Genomic DNA, 17836 nt, shown 5'->3' with positions numbered 1-17836 from the left:
TCCAGGAGGAACTGCTGTCGGCGGCGCCGACGCAGGGACGTCGGCGACTGGCCCGCGTGCCCAACGACGACGCAATGCGCCCCAAAGTTTCTTGATCATCGCGGCCCCGGCTGGGCAGCGCGCCGAAGAACGTCGTCGCTGATCACCATGGCCCCCTTGATGTTGAGCAGCCTCGTAAAGGCTCCGGAAGATGCGTCGACCTGGTCCATCAGCTTGGACGCTGGGAACAGGCAGAGTTCGTCGAGGTAGAGCGTGTTCCACTCGCCTTCGACGATGTAGACGTTGCCATGCTCGCATTGCGCCGCGAACGGCTCGGCGCGTGTGACCTTGTCGCCGGTCTCGCCCTCGGCATGGACCTTGTAGCCGGCGAGCTGCGCGACGAAATCTTGCACCTGCGCCTTGCCGGCCTGACCAGGATCTTGCGGCAGGCTGATGTGGACCGTCTTGCCGTCGAGCGCGGCTTGAGTCTCGATGGTCTTGCGGACCGACTTGCCTTCCTCGCGAAGCGTCACGACGTGGCCGACATAGTAGCGGCCTTCGGGATCGCGGCCGAGCTTGACGCCGGCGGTGCGCGCGCCAGTGCCTCCTCGAGTCCCGGCCAAGTCCCAATGGCGGACCCAGATCGTGCCCTTGGGCGCGGCCCTGACGATGCGACCCTCGAACCATGCGCGCTGGAACATACCGCCGGCGCGCGGCGCTGGCCGCTGCTGATACTGGCCAGCGACGGCATACGAGGTCATGTCGTTATAGAGCTGTTTCAGCTCATCGGGCGGAAAGCGGATCGGATCGAGGATCTCGCCGTCTTGCGTGCGGGGATCCTGCCGCCAAACCAGCTGCAGCGGCAGAGCCTCGATTTCGGCGCGGCGCTCGTCCGGCAGATTGTCGTTCTCGCCGTACCAGTGCTGCTTGCTCCCGTCATAGCGCGCCAAGATCGGCTCGCCGACGGAGCTGGCAACCTTGATCGGCGTGTAGCAGCAGCGCTCCGGCTCGAACTGCATCGGCAGGCAGAGATGAACGTAATTCATCTTGCCGTCGAGGATGACGCCGGTCACGTCCGCCTCATGCAAGCGCTGCATGATGACGATGATGACGCTGCGCTTCTGGTCGTTCAGGCGGTTCTGCGCGCCTTCCCGAAATTTGCGCGTGGTGGCGGTGCGCTCGGCCGGCGATTCCGCCGTCTCGGTCGAGTGCGGATCGTCGATGATGAGGCGATCGCCGCGCTGCGAGGTGAGCGAGCCGAACGGCACGCCTTCACGGGTGCCGGTGCTGTCGTTGGCGAAGGACGTTTCGGCGCGGCGACTAAGCCGAACCTCGGGCCAGCGCTCCTGGTACCAGCGGGACAGGATCAGGTCGCGGCATTTGCGGGTGTCGCGGTTGACCGGCCCGTCGTTATACGCCGTCGACAGATACCGCATGCCCGGCCGGGAGGCAGGTCCCCACTCCCAGGCCTGCAACAGCACCGAGACGAGGAGTGATTTCGATGTGCCGGGCGGCACGTTGATGACGAGGCGATTGCGCAGGCCCAGCTCGAGAAACTTGCCCTCGACCAGCGCCTGGAGATGGTCGCAGACCACCTGCATGTGCCAGTTCCAGATCAGCGGCGTCTCTGGCTCGAGTTCCTGCCAGGCGATCTTGACGAACTCGGCGAACGAGCCCTTTGCCTTGCGCCGGTCTCGCTCAATGAGCAGGTCCTCAAGCTCGGGGGCAAGCAGGGGCGCGCCTGCGGCGGCGGACTTCTGCGCCATTCAAGTCACCCTTGCGCTTCGGCGGCCTTCCGTCGCTGCGCTGCCGCAATCAGGACGTCCAACTCCTCGTCGGTGAGGTCTTTCGGGTTCGCCCGCGCTTGGGTCTCGACCGGGCCGCCATTCTTGCCGGTCTGCTCGACGCGGCGCACATAGCCCCGGTCCTTGCCTTTGAGCTCCAGGTACCAGCGCACGGTCTGCAGATCGCCAGAGCGAAGCGCGATCACCACCTGCCCCTCGGCAACGTCGAGCAGCTCGTCGGCGATCTCGGAATCGGCCTCCTGGATTTCAGGATGCTCGTTCAGGAAGGCGTAGAGCGTGGTGCGGCCGACGTTCAGTTTCTCCGCCGCGACCGTCTTGATGCCGCCGCACTGGCGCAGCATCGCGATCACGCGCGGCACGTCGCGCTCGGTCAGTTTCGGCGATGCCCCGCCCCGGTTGCCTTCCGCCGGCTTCGGCTGTGGTGCCGGCTCAGGCTTGGGAGCAGGCTTCGGCGCCACAGGAGGCGATGCCTTGCTGGCCGGCTTCTTCTTGCCGCGCGCCGGCTTTTTTTTCGGCTCGGCTTTCGGCTTCGCTGTGGCCGTTTCAGCCTTGGCCTTGGCCTTCGGCTTCGATGTCGTCACGCTGGTCGTGGTCTTGATCACCGGACGACTCGCGCGTGCGAGTGTTCGGAATGTTCGGCGTGGCTCTTTTTTTTGCCACTGATCCCGTGACCCATGGTCATCATGCCGCGAGCCGAACCGAATGCCAGGATGCTGGTCAAATCCGGCAGCAAAGCCTTGCGGATCATGGGGTCAGCGAAATTGCGCAAATCCGCAAACTGACCCGAATGCTTGCATGGTGGCACCATGCTGACCACCGACACTGCGTTACACACAAGGGTATGCATCTGGATCACGGAAGCAGGACGCGTGCGAGGCACACGACGAAGGTGAACGACAGGATGGCGAGCACCACGATGAACGGGGTGCCGAATGGCGGGCCGGCGACGGGCGCTTCGGGCTTGGAAGGCGCGCCGCGCATGGGCAGATCATGCCGCATCGGATTTGTGCTCCGCTTCCGCTTCGAGTTGCTCCAGACGCTCGCCGGCAAGGCGCGCCATCACTGAGAGGGCGATGCCCGAATTGACGATGTTGAGCTGGCTCTTGGTGCGCACGATGGCGTCGAAGAAGTCGTCGAACCGCGACTGCGGCGCGGCATGGATGCGGAAGCGCTTCGCCCTTTTGGCGAGAGCCTCCATCTCGACTTCGAAACGCACGCGGTCTTCCGGCAGGAAAGAGAACAGCAGCTCGTCGTATTTGATGTTCGCCCCGCCGAGCGCGGTAGCACCTGGTCCCTTGTCGCCGGCAAGCACGCTGTCATCGAGCCCGGAGAACTTTTTCGCATCGATGTCGAGCGAGGCGTAGAGCTGGGCGAGCAGCGACTGGTCGTCTTCGCCGTTGATCGAATTGTGGCTCAGCTGGATCGCGACCTTGCGCTTTTCGGTCAGCGGCGTGGTGATGACGAGCGCGTCGACCAACGGCAGGCCGGCCTCGATCGCGGCGGCCGTGCGGTGATGGCCCGACAGGATCTCGAGGGAGCCGTCTTTGTTCTGGCACACCAGGACCGTGGTGGTCAGGCGGCCATCGATTTTGACGTTCTCGACGAGGCGCTTGAACATGGCCGGCGCCATGTAGTGCGCGTTCTTCTCGCGGCGGCGGAGCGTCTTCGGATCAACTTGGCGCGTCTCGATATCGAGGGCCTTCCAGTCAACGCTTGAACTGCTTGCCATACCACCACTCGAACGCTTGTTGCGGCGTCTCATCGATGCGGGCGCCGACGTAATGCAGGCGATACTTGCCTTCCGGCCCGTCGATCTCGTCCCGCTTGGTCTGCTCGAAGATGCCGCGATACTTCATCGAGACGGGATGGTCCGAGAACGCCGAGGTCTGCACCTTGTCGAACCGGTCGATGAAGCGCTTGCCCATGTCGCGCAGCAGCTCGCCGTTGCAGGCGAGCCTCGTGACGAGCTTCGACAGCCTGCCCTCGCGCGAGATGGCGAAGTCGGACAGCAGGTAGATCGACCGCTTCGCGAATTTGTCGAGGTTGTAGATAAGCCCGCCGACCAGCATGTCGTCGACCCGCACCAGATAGTTCACCATGCCGGGCGTGTGGGTGATGCCCTTTTTCAGGTAGACGTCCTTGAGGAACGTCATCTGGGCGGCATCGGCCCGGCCGATCGTCACCACCGAATCCGGCTTGATCTTGTCGAGGTCGATCGGCTTGTAGCGGAACGGCGCCGACCGCGGCACGAGCTGCAGGTATGACGACTTGCCGGTCGACACGTAGCAGTAGTGCGGGTGGCCGCGGCCGGAGACGAATTCCAGCTCCGGTTTCAGATCGTCGTAAATCTGGTCCGAGAGGATGCAATACGGGACGCCGGCCTGCCGCACGCGTTCGATGAGGCCGCGCAGCGCCTTGGGATCGAACAGCTCATATCGGGGCGCGTCCCATTTGATGTTCTCGGCCAGGAACTCGAACATCTTTTCGTAGCCGCCCTTGTAGAACGGCGGATAGGAGAAGATCGCAGCCTTGCGGTCGATGGCCTCCTCGAGATGCAGGATCCAGTCGCGCGGCGAATAGCTCTTGATCGGGATCATGCCCGGAAGCTTGCGGACCTTGTCCAGGGTGCGCTCGACATAGCTGCCGAAGTTCGCAACCAGGTGCTCGCGATGGCTGGTCTTGTAGGCGTTCGCCTTGCCGCCAGCGAAGCGGCCGAGATTGAAGCCGACAGCCAGCGCGGCGAGGCGCTGATCGGGCTCCCGAAAGTCGAACTCGTTCACGAAGTCGAGCGCGCCGTGAAACTCATAGTCTATCGGCTTGCCCAGCACGTAACCGGCGATGGCTGACGAGTAGAGGCTGACGTCGTTGGAGTGCATCTCAACGCCGGGGAAAGTGGCGAGCGTGATCTGCTCGAACCGGAACGTTCCGGAACAGCAATTATAGACCCGGCCCCACTTGTCGACCTCAGACACGCGAAGGATTTGCGCGATGCATTCCTTCGGCACAACGCCTTGAAACATAACGCCGAGGGCCTCGCTTTTTCACTTGCATCGGAGGTGTAACCGAATAAGTTACTTGTAACCAGAACGGTTACTTTGCCTACCACGGATCACCGACCAATGACGCTCAACGACCTCGCGGCCAGCCTTCATCAGGAGTCCGGATTCGGCGGCGCTCGCCTGGAAGCGATCACCTTCGCCGCTGCCATCGGCTTGGCCCGCTACGCCGGTGCCGAGCACCAGACCTATTTCAAGCGGCGCTTCGCCGAAACCATTGAGAAACTAAGCTCTGACGACGTGCTCGACGTCGTGGGCTTTGTGGCGAAAGAGGCTGGCATTCAGCCCTCGCCGGACGGCTTCAACACCAACTGATTTTTCAGGGACCGGCCGAATCGCGAAGCAATATCAGGCTGCGCGATTTCTGCCTCTCCCCCCGGCTTTTTGTCAAGCGGCGTTCGCAACCATTTTGGCAACAACCCCCTACCACGGAGACCAGAGACCATGGCCAACTACCTATCACCTACCGGAAGCCCGATCACCGGAACATTGGAGCGGCTGACCGGCCGCGCTCACATCAGCGACATCGACCCGGAGACGGGCGAGCCGGAATACGCCGGCGGCACCGAAATCTTCTGGAACGATATCCAGACCGCCAAGCGCAACGGCAAGATCGTCTTCCTCGACGAGGAGGGCGACGAGTGGACGTTCGACCAGCTCACCCGCGAGGACGTGGACGAAGAGGAGGAAGACGCCTGCGACGGACCTGACCCGCGCACTGCTGAATTGCAAGAGATCGCAGACGGCGCTTTCGGCGACGGACCCATGGCGCGCGGAGCGGCGCGCGACATGCTCAAGCGGGAGCAGCGCTGATGGCCCGCTATCTAGTCACATGGGAGATCGACTACGAGGGCGAAGGCGATCCCGAAGCGGCCGCACGCTGGGCGTGGGATATCCTGCGCAAGCCGCACTCCACCGCAAGCGTCTTCACGATGATCGATGAAGACGGGAACGAAACCAAGATCGATCTGGCCGAGCTCGACGAGGCCCGGCTGGAGAATTCCATCAGCAGCGTCGGCGACGTGCTGCGCAGGCTGACCGAGGAGGCGCGCCATGCCCATCGGTAGCCATCACTCCGCGGCGGCGGGCACCGACGTCTGGCTGACCCCTCCGGCCATCCTGGCCGCGCTCGGTGGCGCCGAGAGTTTTGACCTCGATCCCTGTGCTCCGCTCGATCGGCCGTGGGACATGGCGCGCCAGCACTACACCATCGCCGACAACGGTCTAGCCCGGCCCTGGCACGGTCGCGTGTGGCTCAACCCGCCATACTCGAACAACGTGATCGGCCGCTGGATGGGCCGTATGGCCGAGCACGCCCATGGAATCGCGCTGATCTTCGCCCGCACCGAAACGCAGGTGTTCCACGAGTGCGTCTGGCGCGCGGCCGATGCGCTGCTGTTCATGGAAGGGCGGCTGCATTTCCACGATGCCGCAGGGACTCGAGCAAAGGCCAATGCCGGCGCGCCGTCGGTGTTCTGCGCCTATGGCGCCGACGATGCTGACCGCCTTGCGGCCAGCGGCATTCCCGGCGCTTTCGTGCCGCTGCGCCTGCGCTCGCTGATCTTCGGCTTTGCCTCCGTCGGCTCGTGGGTCGACGAGGTGTTGAAGGTGATGCAGCGCGCCGGCGCGGCCGTGCGGCTCGACGATCTCTACCGCGCCTTGGCCGAGAATCCGAAGTCCGAACGCAATCCGAACTGGAAGGCGAAGGTCCGCCAGACCCTACAGCGCGGCCCGTTCGAACCGCTAGGCGAGGGCGTCTGGCAGGTGGCCGAGGGGAGGTTGCTCTGATGCGCCACTTCCGGACACGCCGATATGGCCCGTTCGAGGACACGAGGCGAAAGCGGCTCGCCTTGGCCCGAAAGCAGCGCCTTGAGCGAGAGAAACTGCCGCTCTTTTCCGAGATGATCGCAGAGGAGCAGCCAGACGCCGACACCGTTATGGCGCAGCGCGCCGAGCAAGCGGTGATCTGGGAGCAGAATACTCGCGACCGCCGCGCCGCGAACTGGCGTCGTGCAAGGAGCCGGCTTTTCGCCTACGGCGACAACATCCGGAAATCCTGCGGGCACTCTGGAATAGCGCTCCCTACCCGGGCACGCCGGAATATTTCGCCGACATGCTCCACAGCTACGACGTCGGCCGGCTCGACCCGGAGAACCCGCCATGGGTCTACCGAGGTCCGGGCGTCAAGGGTTTCGACCCTCTCCCCATCATCAACCGATCTCGCGAGCGCATGGGGTTGCCGCCCCTCTCGTCGCTCGCAGAACTTCCGAGGTACGGCAATGGCTAAGACCGCCAAGGCGAAAGCACCAGCCAAGAAGCACGCTTGGCAGATCGAGGCCGAGAAACGCGGTCAGGAGATCGCCGAGAATGTCGCCATGCTGCGCGACGGGTCCGACGAATATCTGGTCGGAATCGCTCGGGAAGCCCTCCACCACTACCACGCCGCGATGATGGCCTGCGACAAGCCCGGCCGCCTTCCCTACGAGCTAGTGATCGAGGCATGTGTCGAGACGCTCTACCGGATTGAGGAATACGGCGGCCAGGAGGAGCGCGGGGACGGTTCCGGCCGTTCCTGGCCGCCGCGCTGCCGCTCCCGCTTCAACTGCTGGAACTCGGCGTCGTCCTGGCTCGGCAAGCAACTGGCCGCGCCCGACGGCGAAATCCCGATGCACGGCCAGCCCGGTCGGTTCATGCTGACCATCCACGGCTGCCGGACCGACGTGCGCTACCCGGGTCTCTTCGGAGGGGTCGGGCTGGACGGCCGGGTGATCGACCTCGACCGGCCATTTTTCAGCGAGACCGGCTTTCGATCCTTCACCGGCGCCGGGCTCTCCCGCGAGCGCTGGTTTGTCGACGAGGCAATGACCGTCGACGAGATGCTGACGATCGTGATGGAGCAGAACCTGCTCATCGATCATCACGGCAAGACGGCGACGAAGGCCAGGCTACACAACCCTCCGTTCGGACTTAGCCATTGGCAGGGCAACGTGCGTCACCCCGCCGACGACAGCAGGCTCCGCGAGGAGCACCGCAACGATCCCGCCTACCAGCCGGGCGGTTTCATCCATGCGCTGCCGGGCCTCGCGCCGATCGGCATCCCCAGCCGCGTCGAAAAGACCGGCCAACTCGCCTTCGCATTTTGAGGGACAAGATAGATCCGCGCCTGATGCTAGGCCGTGAACGCGATAGAAAAGAATCCGCGACAGGCCGGCACACTGTGACAGGGTTGCCCCCAGGCAACCAATTTCGTAGCAAGTCGAGATCGAAAGAACTGGGATCGGACAAATGGAAGATTACGACAACCAGAAGGGCGCCAAGCCCGAAGACGTGCGCCACGCTTTGAAAGGATGGACATTTTTCCTCGTGATAATGACAGCCATCTTTGGCGCGGCCTACGCTCTGATAGAGATGTAAGATGAACTCCCCGGCAGACGGATTGCCGGAGAAGATTGGAACGGCGGTTGGTGCGGTCGTCATCATCGCCGGTGCTTAGGGGATTTATCTAGCCCTCGCGCTATTCCGAATGGACGAGCCCCAGCCTTGAGGGGAATCGGGGCTAGGGCTCACGCATGTATACGGTACAAGCACGTCCCGGACAGCAGGGCGCTCCTAGTTTTTATAGATTGGACACTCTGCGGGCGAGCTATCACCAGACGCATCAACCTGTTTGTTGATCAGAGCGGGAGGGAAAGCGCTCTCGACAACAAACCCAAGCTGCTTACATGCATTTACGCATCGGGCTAGATCAGAGTCGATTTTATCATTGCTTAAAGATTCAGGGGCAGTTGTTAGCCCGCATGAAGCTCGCGCGCCGTCGGCGTCTCGACGCATCTCACGATTGTACGCCATCCACTGCGCCGCATCCGACCAGAGCGAAGATCAGCAATGCAACGGACGGTTCGGCGGCGCATTTCATTGAGGTTAGTCCTTCCCCTCGTCCCGCTTGCGCCGCGCCAGTTCCTTTATCTGCTCATTGATGAGCTTGGGCGCATGGTCGATCTTATCCATCGCCGCATCAAAAGCCGAGCCCGATTGATCGATCCTTAGTTCTCGGGCGGATGGCGATCGAGGGCATTACTGGTCGTGGCTTCTATTGCGCTAAGCGCAGTACGGCGCACCTGTCGACACCTCTAACCTCCGACAACTGCACTGGGCGAACACGATCTTTTGTCCGTGGCCGCATTGTAACCAATTTGGTTACACGCTAACCTGTTGTGGTCACACTTTTCCCTACCACAGAGACGAGCCGACCATGCCCTACTGCGACGACTGCCTGACCCCTTTCCCCTTCGACGACAGCGAAAGCTGCCGCTGCCCTTCCTGCAGGGAGCAGCGGGCCGACCAGTTCGCGGCCGAGGAGGAAGAGGCCGAGTTTCATGCAACGGGACAGGAGGCGCGATGCACCAATAGAGGCAGAAAATCCCTTCGATAGGGCGGCGGGAGAGGTCCCGTCGCCCACCAATACCTACCACGGAGACCAGACCAGTGACCAAGCCAGTTGAATACGAGTTCACGCTGCCCGACGGCAGCAAGCGCTACGAGATCGTGATCGAGCGCAAGGACGTCTTCACCTTCCAGAAGATGCACGGCGCCGTGAGCGCCAAGCCGGTCGAGGCGAAGCCATGAACGCGCTGATCCTCCGCAACACGGTTGAGCAGATCGTCGCCTATCGCGACGCAGCCGTGGCCGCCTACCATGAAGCCGGAAACCTTAGTGCTTGACCCGGTAGAGGAAATACGGTTGGTGGGCCGCAAGGAGAGCCTTGTCCGGCGGTCCCGCCAGTTGCCCGATATAGGCGGAGAGCGCGCTGTCGGTGAAATACAGCGAACCGTCCGGACCCGTGGCCACGCCGTCCGCCCATATCACATCATGTAAGCGTACCAACGTAGTAACGCTCTTGCTCTGCGGGTCGAACGCCATGAGGCCGCCATGCTCAACATCGGTGAGAATAACCTCGCCTGATTTGTCGATGGTTATGCCGTCGCTCATAGGTTTCGCCCCTAAGACTTCCACCTTCTTGGCAACTTCGGAAGGACCGATGTTGGCGTCGAGCACGTCGGAAAGCGGAACCCGGCAAAGATGCGAATTGGTCATTCCGGCGAGATAGACCCATTTTTGATCCGGGCTGATCTCTATTCCGTCAAGGCCGACTGCGACGTTCACGAGGCCTCCGGCCATGCGGTACACGCCAAACGGGGTCTGCATCAACCAGTCCTCGGGCGAGGTGCACGGATGGGCTCCCAGAGCGGTGCGGAATGTTTGATCCTGTACAGAGAAAACGATGAGTTTCGGCCCGGTGAACCGCATTATGCCAGTATCGGCCAGGAGGACATATTTGCCATCGTCGGTCACACGCAGATCCTGGGCGAACTGCGCCTCCTTGCCAGGGAACTCAAAATACGCAAGGCGCTGCCGCGTCGCCAGATCGAAGGCCCACAGGCGAGTATGCTGGAAATCAAAGCTTGCCGGCTCGATCAGCCAAAGGCGGTTCTGCTTATCGACGGTCATGCCAAACGTGCCCTGAAAATCCTTCTGGGCCGCCATGGAGGGGAATGGCGTGATTTTTCCGTCGGCCAGTTCAAAGACGGTCGCGTCGGAAAACCGCCCCGCACGGGCGATCGGATGGTAGTTGAAATAAACATGCCCGTTTGGCGCGACCGCCACATTGCCGGGAGGGTATTCAAGGCTAACCAGCTTCTCGAGCTTGCCGAGACCACCCGGATTTGCCGAACCGATATCGGAGTAAAGCGTGCCCCTGCCATATTCGAACTTGACGAACGCCAGCGCAGCGATGACCCCAAACGTGAGGACCAGACCAATGCGCAATAGGAGCCGCCCTATGCCCTTGCCAGTTTGCTTGCTCATTGTCTGTTCCCTTCTTGTTGCAATAGTCCAGTGTTCATTGGGGCGACGGTCACAGCGTCGACCCATGTCATCTGCGTTCGGTGCCCGAACGGTTGTTAAGTCTCTGTTCCGGTTGCTCTCACCAGCGGCCAGATCCTCGCTAATGCAAGGAGCCTTGCCTCTCTGGCATCCCACCGCTATTGAGTTCGCGCCACTGGTTGGGTGTGACGCCTTCCCAGTCGCGGAAAGCGCGGTAGAAAGAACTGGTATCCTGGTAGCCCAACAGGCAGGCCACTTCGTCGATGTCGGCGGAGAGATCGGCGAGAAGCTGATGGCCCAGTTCTTGCCGCGCCTCCATGAGGAGTTCCCGAAACGTCGTCCCCTCCTCGGTGATACGGCGCTGCAAGGTGCGCTCGCTGAGACCCATATCGGTGGCAATTCCGGACAATTCCGGCCGTCCGCTGGCCAAGTTCCTTTTCAGGACCAGCTTCACTTGATCCCGGATTGAGGTGAGCGCCTGAAGTTCACCGAGAGCTGACGCGAGTGCCGGTGTGAGGATCTCCAACAGTTCCGGATTGTGGCCCGGAAACGGACGATCAAGATCAGGGGCCTTCAGAATGAGGATGTCACCAGGCGCGCCATAGCGGATCGGACAGCCGAAGTAGGCTGCATGTGCGTCGCTGCCCGGATTGGGCCGCCTCAGCTCGAGGCGCACGGGTGATAGGTTCTGCCCCGTCCCTCGCCGGCCGAGCTCGACCAGAAACGCGAAGGTGATGTCTACAGCAATCGCCGGTTCTGGCTTAGTCGCATAAAGCCACTCGCTGCTGATGGATACCTCACCGTTTTCCTCGGAAAAGTGGAGCTGCTCTGGTGTGCAAAGCCTTTTAAACCTGGCCACCCTCGACAATCCGTCACGGTAGTCTCGCGCGTGAAACGCCGCCAAAGTCGATGGCGGATGGACCGCGGTATCGGCGCTCTTCACCAGCTTGATCCCGAGGCCGCTATCCGATGAAAGAACTTCCAACGCCTCGAAGATCGCGAAGTACTGTTCAGTCGTGACCAGGCCTTGGGGGTTGAGGTGCAAAGTGGCAGGCAGGCGGGCCTGCCTCAGGATCGCTGCCGGCCGAAGCCCCAAAGCCTCGATCGCTCGCCAGAACGCCTGCGGGACTTTACATCTGTCGGCGGGAGTTGCACTCATCACCCGTTCTCCTTTGTTCAAATCGTGTAGGGCCTCAGTAAGCGCGGCTTGTGTCGTGTCCTATCGCATCTGGCTCATGATAATCCGATCGAACATGCGGTCGCCGAACCACTTCCGGATGAAAACCATGGGCTTGGCGTATTTGCCGACGACGTACCGCGTCTTCGGCCTATGCAACCCGATCGCCCTAGAAACGACATCGGCGACGACGCTCGGATTGGTTCCACGACCGTGCCCGTAGGTCTGCCTTGTTGTCCGGGCGACGATCTCGGAGACCTTGGCATAGGCACTCCTGGCGGAGCGCTTGACAAGGCCATCGGCGACGACATCGCCGAAGGCGGTCTCGATCAGGCCGGGCTCGACGACGACGACATTGATCCCGAAGGGCTTGAGTTCGAGCCTCAGACTGTCCGACCAGCCCTCAAGCGCGTGCTTGGTGGCGTGGTACCAGGCGCCAAGCAGCGTGTAGATCTTGCCCCCCATGGACGTGATGTTGACGATGGTGCCGGCACCCTTCTGGCGCATCGCTGGCAGCAGAAGCTGCGTGAGCCGTGCCGGCCCGAAAACGTTGACCTCGAACTGGTAGCGAGCCTCGTCGATCCCGACGTCTTCAACCGGTCCGTAGAGGCCAAAGCCTGCGTTGTTGACCAGGACATCGACGCCGCCCGACTGTGCGATGATGGTGTCGACGGCGGCCTGGATATCGCTATCGACCGAGATATCCATACGAAGCGGAATCGCGCCAAGTTTGGCAAGATCGCCCATCCTGTCGACATTACGGGCAGCGACATAGACCTTGAGCCCGTCCTTAATCAGCCGGATAGCGATTTCCTTGCCCATGCCGGAAGACGCGCCAGTAACAAGTGCGATTTTTGTTTGTGGTTTCACCATTTTACTTTGACCTTCCTTATTCGATGAAGTGAGTCCTAATCCAAAAAAGTGCCCGGCGCATTAGCGGCCGGCGCCATACCAGTAGCAAATCCCGCCACCGTCTCGCGTGGGCTGCCACCGATTGTCAGAGTTGGGCGGCATCTTCTGGCCGCAATGACGCTGTCAGCCCCAAGACATGGGTAGAACGTAAGAGGGAACAGCGGGCACCAGCTTCTCGATCAGTCAGATCGCGACTTTGAGCGCGATATCGATCACGTCGTCCATGCGCTCCACTTCCTGGAAGACGGCGGGTGCCTCGCCGCCATCATGTCGGCCGGCGCCGAGTTCCGCGAGACGCGCAAGGCCATGGCCTTCCGCGCCCTGATCGAGAAGCTGAACGGCCAGTTCTGCGATCTGCCGCAGGACCCTTTCGCCGAGGTCGGAACCTACGTGACCACCGTCACCGTCAAGGTCTGCAAGGACGGCCGCCGAAATCACTTTTAGGTTGCCCATATTGTAACCAAATTGGTTACATAGTAGAATACAAAATCCTTACCGCGGAGTCCAAAATGTTTCGCCCGTTACCAGAAGACGAGGAGGAGCGGCGGCGCCGGCTCCCCACCATCATCCAGGCCCTCGACATGTGGTCGTCCTGGCATAGCGACTGGTCGCCCCTCGGCTGCACCGGGGATTACGCCCTGGACATGCGGCTCGCAGATGCATTCCGCAATCTGCTCTACCGGCCGGAGCTTCGCGACCGGCTTGACTGGATCGAGCGACAGCTACGCGAGCCCCGCCATCGTGCGGTCGACGACCGCTACCAGGCCGAGCTGATCAAGTGGTGGCTCGAATTGTTCGCCAGCGAGACGCTCCCCACCATCAACCAACGCCTCGAGGCACGAGAACTGCAATGCGCTTCATCCTGATCGATTCCACACTCCGGCGCGCCATCGACTTCCAGACGCCGCGCCCTCTGGGGCACCAGCTCTTCTGCGAACTTCTTGAGAGCGACAGCCTCGACCGCGTGGAGTTGGCGCCGGGCCTGGACCTCTGGCTCTCAACCGGACCATGGCGAAGGACGTTCCAGTTTTTCCGCTCGGGCGCCGAGTTCGCGGGCAATGGGATCCTGGCAGGACGAACGCTGCTCGACGACGTCAAGAGCTTGCCGCGCGCCATCAGTTTCGAGACGGTGACGGCGTGGGTCAATTATCCCGAAGTGCGCTTCGAGGCGCCGCAGCCACGCCGGAAATATCAAAGGCCGACCGGGTTGCCCCTGATCGGCCCTCCTCTCCATCCCTACCACAGGACAGCGCCCGAAGGCGCTGGAGAGAACCCATACCTAATGCAGATGTACGGGTGAGGCAACGTACCAAAATGGTAACACACAGTGTCATTTTGGTTGCTTGAGAAGTTCACCGGATTTACATTTGGACCTGTCCAAAGCCCTACCGCCGAAAGAGACGAAGATGCGCATTTTCACCAGCTCCTGGTTCACCAAGCTGCCGCCCGAAATCCAGAAGATCGGGGTGTCGAGGGGCACGCCGCGAGGATATCCGGCGGGCTACCGCAAAATGCCCGAACTCGCCCCAGGCGAATGGTTCAAGACCGCCAGCGAACGGGAGTATAAGCAGCTCTACTTCGAAGGCCTCGACAGGCTCCATCCTGGCCGGATCGTCGCCAAGATGGAAGACCTCTCGGGCGGCAGGGACGTCGCCCTGCTCTGCTACGAGGCCCCGACCGACAACCAGTATTGCCATCGCGCCTACATCTCGGTCTGGCTGAAAGAAAAGCTCCGGCTCGAAGTGTTCGAACATGGCCTGGAGGCCGAGGGCTGCGGTTGGCACCATCCCAAGCTGCCGGCGCAATACCGCCTGCGTCAGCCACCGCAGCCCCTCCAGGTCGCGCCCTACCTCGGCGCCGAAGCGCCCGACCAGCAGGGCCGCGTCTGGAAGGTGATCGGCGTCAATCCGGAACACGTCGACCAGGCACTCGTGCAATGCGGCGACGACCAGCGCTCGATTTCCGGCGCCGTCCTGGAATCCCGGTTCAAGCCGGTGAACTGACCGCCACCGAAGTCATTGAAATTATTGTTCTTTTTTGCCTGCACCCACTTGTAACCGATTTGGTTACAAGCTAAGTTATTGAAGTAACTTAGAAATTCAGATCGGTGCAGCAGAAAGCCGTTTCCTTTCACCGCTGCAGCCTTCGCCGGAACTCCCCTTTCAGCAACGGGCCGGCGATTGGTGACTTCTCGTCAAACTGACCGGCCGAGTGAAATCGAACCGGGGACGGGCCAGGCCTAGCATAACCGCCGGAGCCGCACCGATCTGGGAAATCCCTACCACGGAGACCAGATATGAACCTCGAAATCGAAGCCCTGCGCCAGTCAGCTCCCAAGCTGCACGGCCGCGACGCGGAGTTCGCGGCATCCCTCCTGCACCAGTATGACAGCCGCTCGAGTCTCTCGGAAAGGCAATGGCCCTGGGTGGCGACCTTGACCCAGCGCGCACAAGCCGGCGAGCCCGCGGCGCCGAAGGCCAAGGTCGGCTCGATGGATGGCCTGATCGCGCTGTTCGACACGGCCATCGCCAACAAGCTCAAGCATCCGAAGATCCGCTTCGACGTCAACGGCGAGACCGTCGTCCTCGCTCTCGCGGGTGAGCGCTCCGCTCACGCCGGCCAGATCAACGTATCGTCGCCGGGACCCTTCGAGAGCCGCGACTGGTACGGCCGCATCGACCGCAAGGGAGAGTTCACCCGCTCGCGCCGGTCGCCCGGTCCTGACGGCCTGGTGGCCGCTCTCGCCGCTCTGGCCGAGAACCCCTCGAAGGCCGGCGCGGCGCACGGCAAGCGCACCGGCAACTGCTGTTTCTGCGCGACCGAGCTGACCGACCACCGCTCCATCGACGTCGGCTACGGGCCGGTGTGCGCCAAACGCTGGGGACTGGCGTGGGGTTGATCCCCGCGCCTTCCTCGAGATCCACCCCTACCACGGAGAAAGACAATGACCATCAACGTGACGCCGGCCGAGATGCTGGCGATCTGCAATGCTCTCGCCGCCTCGGGCAACCAGGCGCTTTCCGCCCGGCTGGCCGAGGATGCCGAGATGGGCGAGCCGAAGACCGGCTTCGACGAAGCGATCGAGAAGGCGCTGGCGCGCCGGTCGCACGACACCGCGAACCGCATCCGCGCCGAACGCCGCATCGCCCGCGCCCTGGTGAAGGCCTGCCTCGACCGGGGCTACCTGATTTCCGTCTACGACAGCGAGGACTGGGTGGTGAGGCGTTCCGACGACAAGGCGGCAATCATGCTGGCGCTGTTTTCGACCGACGAGGATGGCATCCATCTGCGAAGTCCCACCGGCGACAAGCTCGGCTGGTTCCAGCTGATCTATGGCAATTCGGGCTACGATGTCGTGTCCGACCATGCCGACAACGAAATCTGCAACGCGATCTGGGACGAGGTCATTTCGCCCTTGGCCGACAAGCTCGAAGGGGAAATGTGATGGAGACGATTTACATCAGCATCGCCGCCAAGGGCACGATGGAATCGCTGAACAGCGCCGCGCGAGGCAAGGGCGAAGTCGTGCTTTCGTTCTACGGCCCGAAGGGCGGGTCGCGGGCGTGTGAAACACTCACGCTCGAGTCCGCCGCCACGCTCCGGAGCTCGTCGAAAGGCTCCCGTTCGATCACGCCAGCGAGACCGTCGACGCTCTGACTCAGGCCGAGTCGTTCATTTCCGGCTTCGAGAGTGATCCGCTGCAGAAGGGCGTCGGTGACATCCTGGCCAGTTTGCGCGCCGCGATCCCGCGCGAACGGGCGCGGCCGGACATCCTGGCGGCGCTCAAACTCTGCGTCATCCGAGACCCAAGCCTGAATAGCAATGCGATGGTGGCCGAAGCCATCGCCAAAGCCGAGCCGTCGGCGACGGCGGCCGCCACCAGTCGTCCCGGCGATCAGGCCGCGATCTATGCCGAAGAGACCGGCATCGACTACGCGACCGCGCTCGTTCGCTGCAACATGGACTGAGGAGAGCCGCCATGACGATCGACATCACCACCACCGTCCATCTGTTCGCCGGCCATGTGAAGAACCCGCTCGACCTCGGCGAGCCGGAGTGGAGCGGCACGCTGGGGGAGTTCTGGCAAAGCAACCAGGAAGCCTATCCGACCTGGGGCGACATCCGCCCGCTGCTCGACGAGCTGGACGAGTATCACCATGCCCACATCGGCGGCGGCGCCGCCGGTGACTTCACGATCTACACCGCCTCGTTTCTCGCGGCCGCGCGCGCCAAGGCGAGGGGCCACTGACATGTTGAAAATGATTGCCCACATGGGCGTTACTCTTCGCTGCTACGGCAACGTCGAAGTCGAGGCGGAAAGCGTCGAGGCGGCGTTGCCTCTGCTGACCGCCGATTTCATCGCCGACAATTTCGATGTCAAGGAAGTCACACAGGACAGCGGCCAGGATTTGGCGGTGATCGATATCCACGATGCCAAGACCGGCAACCTGCTGGCGGACTATTGCGGCCACGCGCTGCCGAGCCCGTATGATCCGCAACCGGATGCCGAACTGCTGGCGGCGCTCAAACTGGAGCTGCCCTGCGTCATCGGAACCGAGGAGAGAACCGGCGTCGGGCCGTCCCCGGTTCGACAGGCGATAGAGGCAGCCATCTCCAAGGCGGAGGGCCGCGCCAATGGCTGACCGTCGCACCTCCGACGAACTGATAGAGGCGATCAAGTCGCTGGCGCCGGGCTATTACACCGAGCGCGACGGCGGCGATTGGTACTCCCTTACAGCATACCACGACCGAGTTGCGGAGGACTTCGCCCGGCGCGACGACGCGCGTCGGTGCATCCTCTGGCTCGCCGGTGAGCCGATGCCGGATGGATGGCGCATCACAAGGGTCGGCGGTCTCTCTTGCGATCTCGATTGCGGGCAGGGCTATCGAGCCACGATCTGGACACGCTCGGTCGCGAAGGCATTTCCGCAACGCGCTGCAGAACTGGTCGGAAACTTTTCTTAGTAACCCACTTGTAACCAGTTCGGTTACAAGCTAAGTTGTTGATGTTGCTAAGAAATTCC

Annotated in this window: 26 protein-coding genes; 18 read left to right on the top strand and 8 right to left on the bottom strand. The window is 62.2% G+C overall.

Going from position 1 to position 17836, the window contains the following annotated elements:
* Positions 1-95: 95 nt before the first annotated feature.
* The 5 genes from terL to P9228_RS06050 all read right to left on the bottom strand — a co-directional run bounded on the left by terL (position 96) and on the right by P9228_RS06050 (position 4756).
* On the bottom strand, positions 96-1745 hold the full coding sequence (terL, locus tag P9228_RS06070; RefSeq protein ID WP_278052696.1) for a phage terminase large subunit: 1650 nt from the start codon (positions 1743-1745) through the stop codon (positions 96-98).
* Between the two features lie 5 nt (positions 1746-1750).
* Complete coding sequence (locus tag P9228_RS06065) at positions 1751-2386, bottom strand: helix-turn-helix domain-containing protein (protein ID WP_278052695.1); 636 nt, start codon at positions 2384-2386, stop codon at positions 1751-1753.
* 250 nt (positions 2387-2636) lie between these two features.
* Positions 2637-2783 (bottom strand): hypothetical protein, encoded by a 147-nt coding sequence (locus P9228_RS06060; RefSeq protein ID WP_278052694.1) that lies wholly within the window; start codon positions 2781-2783, stop codon positions 2637-2639.
* Positions 2773-3513, bottom strand: coding sequence for a ParB/RepB/Spo0J family partition protein (locus tag P9228_RS06055; RefSeq protein WP_278052693.1), 741 nt, complete (start codon positions 3511-3513; stop codon positions 2773-2775). Before P9228_RS06055 ends, P9228_RS06060 begins: the two co-directional genes overlap by 11 nt.
* Positions 3491-4756, bottom strand: coding sequence for a hypothetical protein (locus tag P9228_RS06050; protein ID WP_278052692.1), 1266 nt, complete (start codon positions 4754-4756; stop codon positions 3491-3493). The genes P9228_RS06055 and P9228_RS06050 overlap by 23 nt, the downstream gene beginning before the upstream one ends.
* Before the next feature lie 147 nt (positions 4757-4903).
* On the opposite strand from P9228_RS06050, the gene P9228_RS06045 reads away from it, so the two are divergent.
* The 7 genes from P9228_RS06045 (at position 4904) to P9228_RS06015 (ending at position 9466) form a co-directional block, all read left to right on the top strand.
* Entirely contained in the window at positions 4904-5155 is a 252-nt protein-coding gene (locus P9228_RS06045; protein ID WP_127403405.1) for a hypothetical protein, read from the top strand.
* A gap of 129 nt (positions 5156-5284) precedes the next feature.
* Positions 5285-5653, top strand: a complete 369-nt coding sequence (locus tag P9228_RS06040; RefSeq protein WP_127335453.1) for a hypothetical protein — start codon at positions 5285-5287, stop codon at positions 5651-5653.
* Positions 5653-5907 (top strand): hypothetical protein, encoded by a 255-nt coding sequence (locus P9228_RS06035; RefSeq protein ID WP_127335454.1) that lies wholly within the window; start codon positions 5653-5655, stop codon positions 5905-5907. The genes P9228_RS06040 and P9228_RS06035 overlap by 1 nt, the downstream gene beginning before the upstream one ends.
* Positions 5894-6628, top strand: coding sequence for a DNA N-6-adenine-methyltransferase (locus tag P9228_RS06030; protein ID WP_127335455.1), 735 nt, complete (start codon positions 5894-5896; stop codon positions 6626-6628). Before P9228_RS06035 ends, P9228_RS06030 begins: the two co-directional genes overlap by 14 nt.
* A gap of 491 nt (positions 6629-7119) precedes the next feature.
* Positions 7120-7983: a hypothetical protein gene (locus tag P9228_RS06025; RefSeq protein ID WP_127403407.1), complete on the top strand. Its 864-nt coding sequence runs from the start codon at positions 7120-7122 to the stop codon at positions 7981-7983.
* A 142-nt stretch (positions 7984-8125) separates the two neighbouring features.
* Positions 8126-8254, top strand: coding sequence for a hypothetical protein (locus P9228_RS06020; protein WP_259979827.1), 129 nt, complete (start codon positions 8126-8128; stop codon positions 8252-8254).
* Between the two features lie 1071 nt (positions 8255-9325).
* Positions 9326-9466: a hypothetical protein gene (locus P9228_RS06015; protein WP_164757276.1), complete on the top strand. Its 141-nt coding sequence runs from the start codon at positions 9326-9328 to the stop codon at positions 9464-9466.
* Between the two features lie 84 nt (positions 9467-9550).
* Here P9228_RS06015 and P9228_RS06010 read toward each other — a convergent pair whose 3' ends face one another.
* The 3 genes from P9228_RS06010 to P9228_RS06000 all read right to left on the bottom strand — a co-directional run bounded on the left by P9228_RS06010 (position 9551) and on the right by P9228_RS06000 (position 12773).
* Complete coding sequence (locus P9228_RS06010) at positions 9551-10705, bottom strand: L-dopachrome tautomerase-related protein (protein ID WP_164757277.1); 1155 nt, start codon at positions 10703-10705, stop codon at positions 9551-9553.
* A gap of 139 nt (positions 10706-10844) precedes the next feature.
* Positions 10845-11882, bottom strand: a complete 1038-nt coding sequence (locus tag P9228_RS06005) for an AraC family transcriptional regulator (RefSeq protein WP_127403409.1) — start codon at positions 11880-11882, stop codon at positions 10845-10847.
* Positions 11883-11942: 60 nt separating this feature from the next.
* Entirely contained in the window at positions 11943-12773 is an 831-nt protein-coding gene (locus P9228_RS06000; protein ID WP_127403410.1) for an oxidoreductase, read from the bottom strand.
* A gap of 306 nt (positions 12774-13079) precedes the next feature.
* Here P9228_RS06000 and P9228_RS05995 point away from each other — a divergent pair, with 306 nt between their 5' ends.
* From P9228_RS05995 to P9228_RS05945, 11 genes are all read left to right on the top strand, one after another.
* Positions 13080-13256, top strand: coding sequence for a hypothetical protein (locus tag P9228_RS05995; RefSeq protein ID WP_164757278.1), 177 nt, complete (start codon positions 13080-13082; stop codon positions 13254-13256).
* Between the two features lie 65 nt (positions 13257-13321).
* Positions 13322-13678: a hypothetical protein gene (locus tag P9228_RS05990; protein ID WP_127403411.1), complete on the top strand. Its 357-nt coding sequence runs from the start codon at positions 13322-13324 to the stop codon at positions 13676-13678.
* Positions 13663-14112, top strand: a complete 450-nt coding sequence (locus P9228_RS05985) for a hypothetical protein (protein WP_278052691.1) — start codon at positions 13663-13665, stop codon at positions 14110-14112. Before P9228_RS05990 ends, P9228_RS05985 begins: the two co-directional genes overlap by 16 nt.
* 106 nt (positions 14113-14218) lie before the next feature.
* On the top strand, positions 14219-14815 hold the full coding sequence (locus P9228_RS05980; RefSeq protein ID WP_127403412.1) for a hypothetical protein: 597 nt from the start codon (positions 14219-14221) through the stop codon (positions 14813-14815).
* A 293-nt stretch (positions 14816-15108) separates the two neighbouring features.
* The gene (locus P9228_RS05975; protein ID WP_127403413.1) at positions 15109-15711 is read left to right on the top strand and encodes a DUF6011 domain-containing protein; all 603 of its coding nucleotides are present in this window, start codon (positions 15109-15111) and stop codon (positions 15709-15711) included.
* Positions 15712-15756: 45 nt separating this feature from the next.
* Positions 15757-16257, top strand: a complete 501-nt coding sequence (locus P9228_RS05970) for a hypothetical protein (protein ID WP_082980420.1) — start codon at positions 15757-15759, stop codon at positions 16255-16257.
* A complete protein-coding gene (locus P9228_RS05965) occupies positions 16257-16469 on the top strand; it encodes a hypothetical protein (RefSeq protein ID WP_278052690.1) in 213 nt (70 codons plus the stop codon). Before P9228_RS05970 ends, P9228_RS05965 begins: the two co-directional genes overlap by 1 nt.
* A gap of 74 nt (positions 16470-16543) precedes the next feature.
* Entirely contained in the window at positions 16544-16780 is a 237-nt protein-coding gene (locus P9228_RS05960) for a hypothetical protein (RefSeq protein WP_278052689.1), read from the top strand.
* An 11-nt stretch (positions 16781-16791) separates the two neighbouring features.
* Entirely contained in the window at positions 16792-17061 is a 270-nt protein-coding gene (locus P9228_RS05955) for a hypothetical protein (protein ID WP_278052688.1), read from the top strand.
* Between the two features lies 1 nt (position 17062).
* Positions 17063-17455, top strand: coding sequence for a hypothetical protein (locus P9228_RS05950; protein WP_278052687.1), 393 nt, complete (start codon positions 17063-17065; stop codon positions 17453-17455).
* A complete protein-coding gene (locus P9228_RS05945; RefSeq protein WP_278052686.1) occupies positions 17448-17777 on the top strand; it encodes a hypothetical protein in 330 nt (109 codons plus the stop codon). The genes P9228_RS05950 and P9228_RS05945 overlap by 8 nt, the downstream gene beginning before the upstream one ends.
* The last annotated feature ends 59 nt before the right edge of the window (positions 17778-17836 follow it).

Source organism: Mesorhizobium sp. WSM4898, assembly GCF_029625845.1.
GTDB lineage: Bacteria > Pseudomonadota > Alphaproteobacteria > Rhizobiales > Rhizobiaceae > Mesorhizobium.
The sequence above is the reverse complement of the archived record's forward strand: the minus strand, read 5'-3'. Positions and strand labels throughout refer to the sequence as shown.

What these genes read in the sequence shown, in the direction of transcription:
- terL (WP_278052696.1), bottom strand. Translation starts at nt 1,745, where the DNA reads ATGGCGCAGAAGTCCGCCGCCGCAGGCGCGCCCCTGCTTGCCCCCGAG.
- P9228_RS06060 (WP_278052694.1), bottom strand. Translation starts at nt 2,783, where the DNA reads ATGCGGCATGATCTGCCCATGCGCGGCGCGCCTTCCAAGCCCGAAGCG.
- P9228_RS06055 (WP_278052693.1), bottom strand. Translation starts at nt 3,513, where the DNA reads ATGGCAAGCAGTTCAAGCGTTGACTGGAAGGCCCTCGATATCGAGACG.
- P9228_RS06045 (WP_127403405.1), top strand. Translation starts at nt 4,904, where the DNA reads ATGACGCTCAACGACCTCGCGGCCAGCCTTCATCAGGAGTCCGGATTC.
- P9228_RS06040 (WP_127335453.1), top strand. Translation starts at nt 5,285, where the DNA reads ATGGCCAACTACCTATCACCTACCGGAAGCCCGATCACCGGAACATTG.
- P9228_RS06035 (WP_127335454.1), top strand. Translation starts at nt 5,653, where the DNA reads ATGGCCCGCTATCTAGTCACATGGGAGATCGACTACGAGGGCGAAGGC.
- P9228_RS06030 (WP_127335455.1), top strand. Translation starts at nt 5,894, where the DNA reads ATGCCCATCGGTAGCCATCACTCCGCGGCGGCGGGCACCGACGTCTGG.
- P9228_RS06025 (WP_127403407.1), top strand. Translation starts at nt 7,120, where the DNA reads ATGGCTAAGACCGCCAAGGCGAAAGCACCAGCCAAGAAGCACGCTTGG.
- P9228_RS06020 (WP_259979827.1), top strand. Translation starts at nt 8,126, where the DNA reads ATGGAAGATTACGACAACCAGAAGGGCGCCAAGCCCGAAGACGTGCGC.
- P9228_RS06010 (WP_164757277.1), bottom strand. Translation starts at nt 10,705, where the DNA reads ATGAGCAAGCAAACTGGCAAGGGCATAGGGCGGCTCCTATTGCGCATT.
- P9228_RS06005 (WP_127403409.1), bottom strand. Translation starts at nt 11,882, where the DNA reads ATGAGTGCAACTCCCGCCGACAGATGTAAAGTCCCGCAGGCGTTCTGG.
- P9228_RS06000 (WP_127403410.1), bottom strand. Translation starts at nt 12,773, where the DNA reads ATGGTGAAACCACAAACAAAAATCGCACTTGTTACTGGCGCGTCTTCC.
- P9228_RS05995 (WP_164757278.1), top strand. Translation starts at nt 13,080, where the DNA reads ATGTCGGCCGGCGCCGAGTTCCGCGAGACGCGCAAGGCCATGGCCTTC.
- P9228_RS05990 (WP_127403411.1), top strand. Translation starts at nt 13,322, where the DNA reads ATGTTTCGCCCGTTACCAGAAGACGAGGAGGAGCGGCGGCGCCGGCTC.
- P9228_RS05985 (WP_278052691.1), top strand. Translation starts at nt 13,663, where the DNA reads ATGCGCTTCATCCTGATCGATTCCACACTCCGGCGCGCCATCGACTTC.
- P9228_RS05980 (WP_127403412.1), top strand. Translation starts at nt 14,219, where the DNA reads ATGCGCATTTTCACCAGCTCCTGGTTCACCAAGCTGCCGCCCGAAATC.
- P9228_RS05975 (WP_127403413.1), top strand. Translation starts at nt 15,109, where the DNA reads ATGAACCTCGAAATCGAAGCCCTGCGCCAGTCAGCTCCCAAGCTGCAC.
- P9228_RS05970 (WP_082980420.1), top strand. Translation starts at nt 15,757, where the DNA reads ATGACCATCAACGTGACGCCGGCCGAGATGCTGGCGATCTGCAATGCT.
- P9228_RS05965 (WP_278052690.1), top strand. Translation starts at nt 16,257, where the DNA reads ATGGAGACGATTTACATCAGCATCGCCGCCAAGGGCACGATGGAATCG.
- P9228_RS05955 (WP_278052688.1), top strand. Translation starts at nt 16,792, where the DNA reads ATGACGATCGACATCACCACCACCGTCCATCTGTTCGCCGGCCATGTG.
- P9228_RS05950 (WP_278052687.1), top strand. Translation starts at nt 17,063, where the DNA reads ATGTTGAAAATGATTGCCCACATGGGCGTTACTCTTCGCTGCTACGGC.
- P9228_RS05945 (WP_278052686.1), top strand. Translation starts at nt 17,448, where the DNA reads ATGGCTGACCGTCGCACCTCCGACGAACTGATAGAGGCGATCAAGTCG.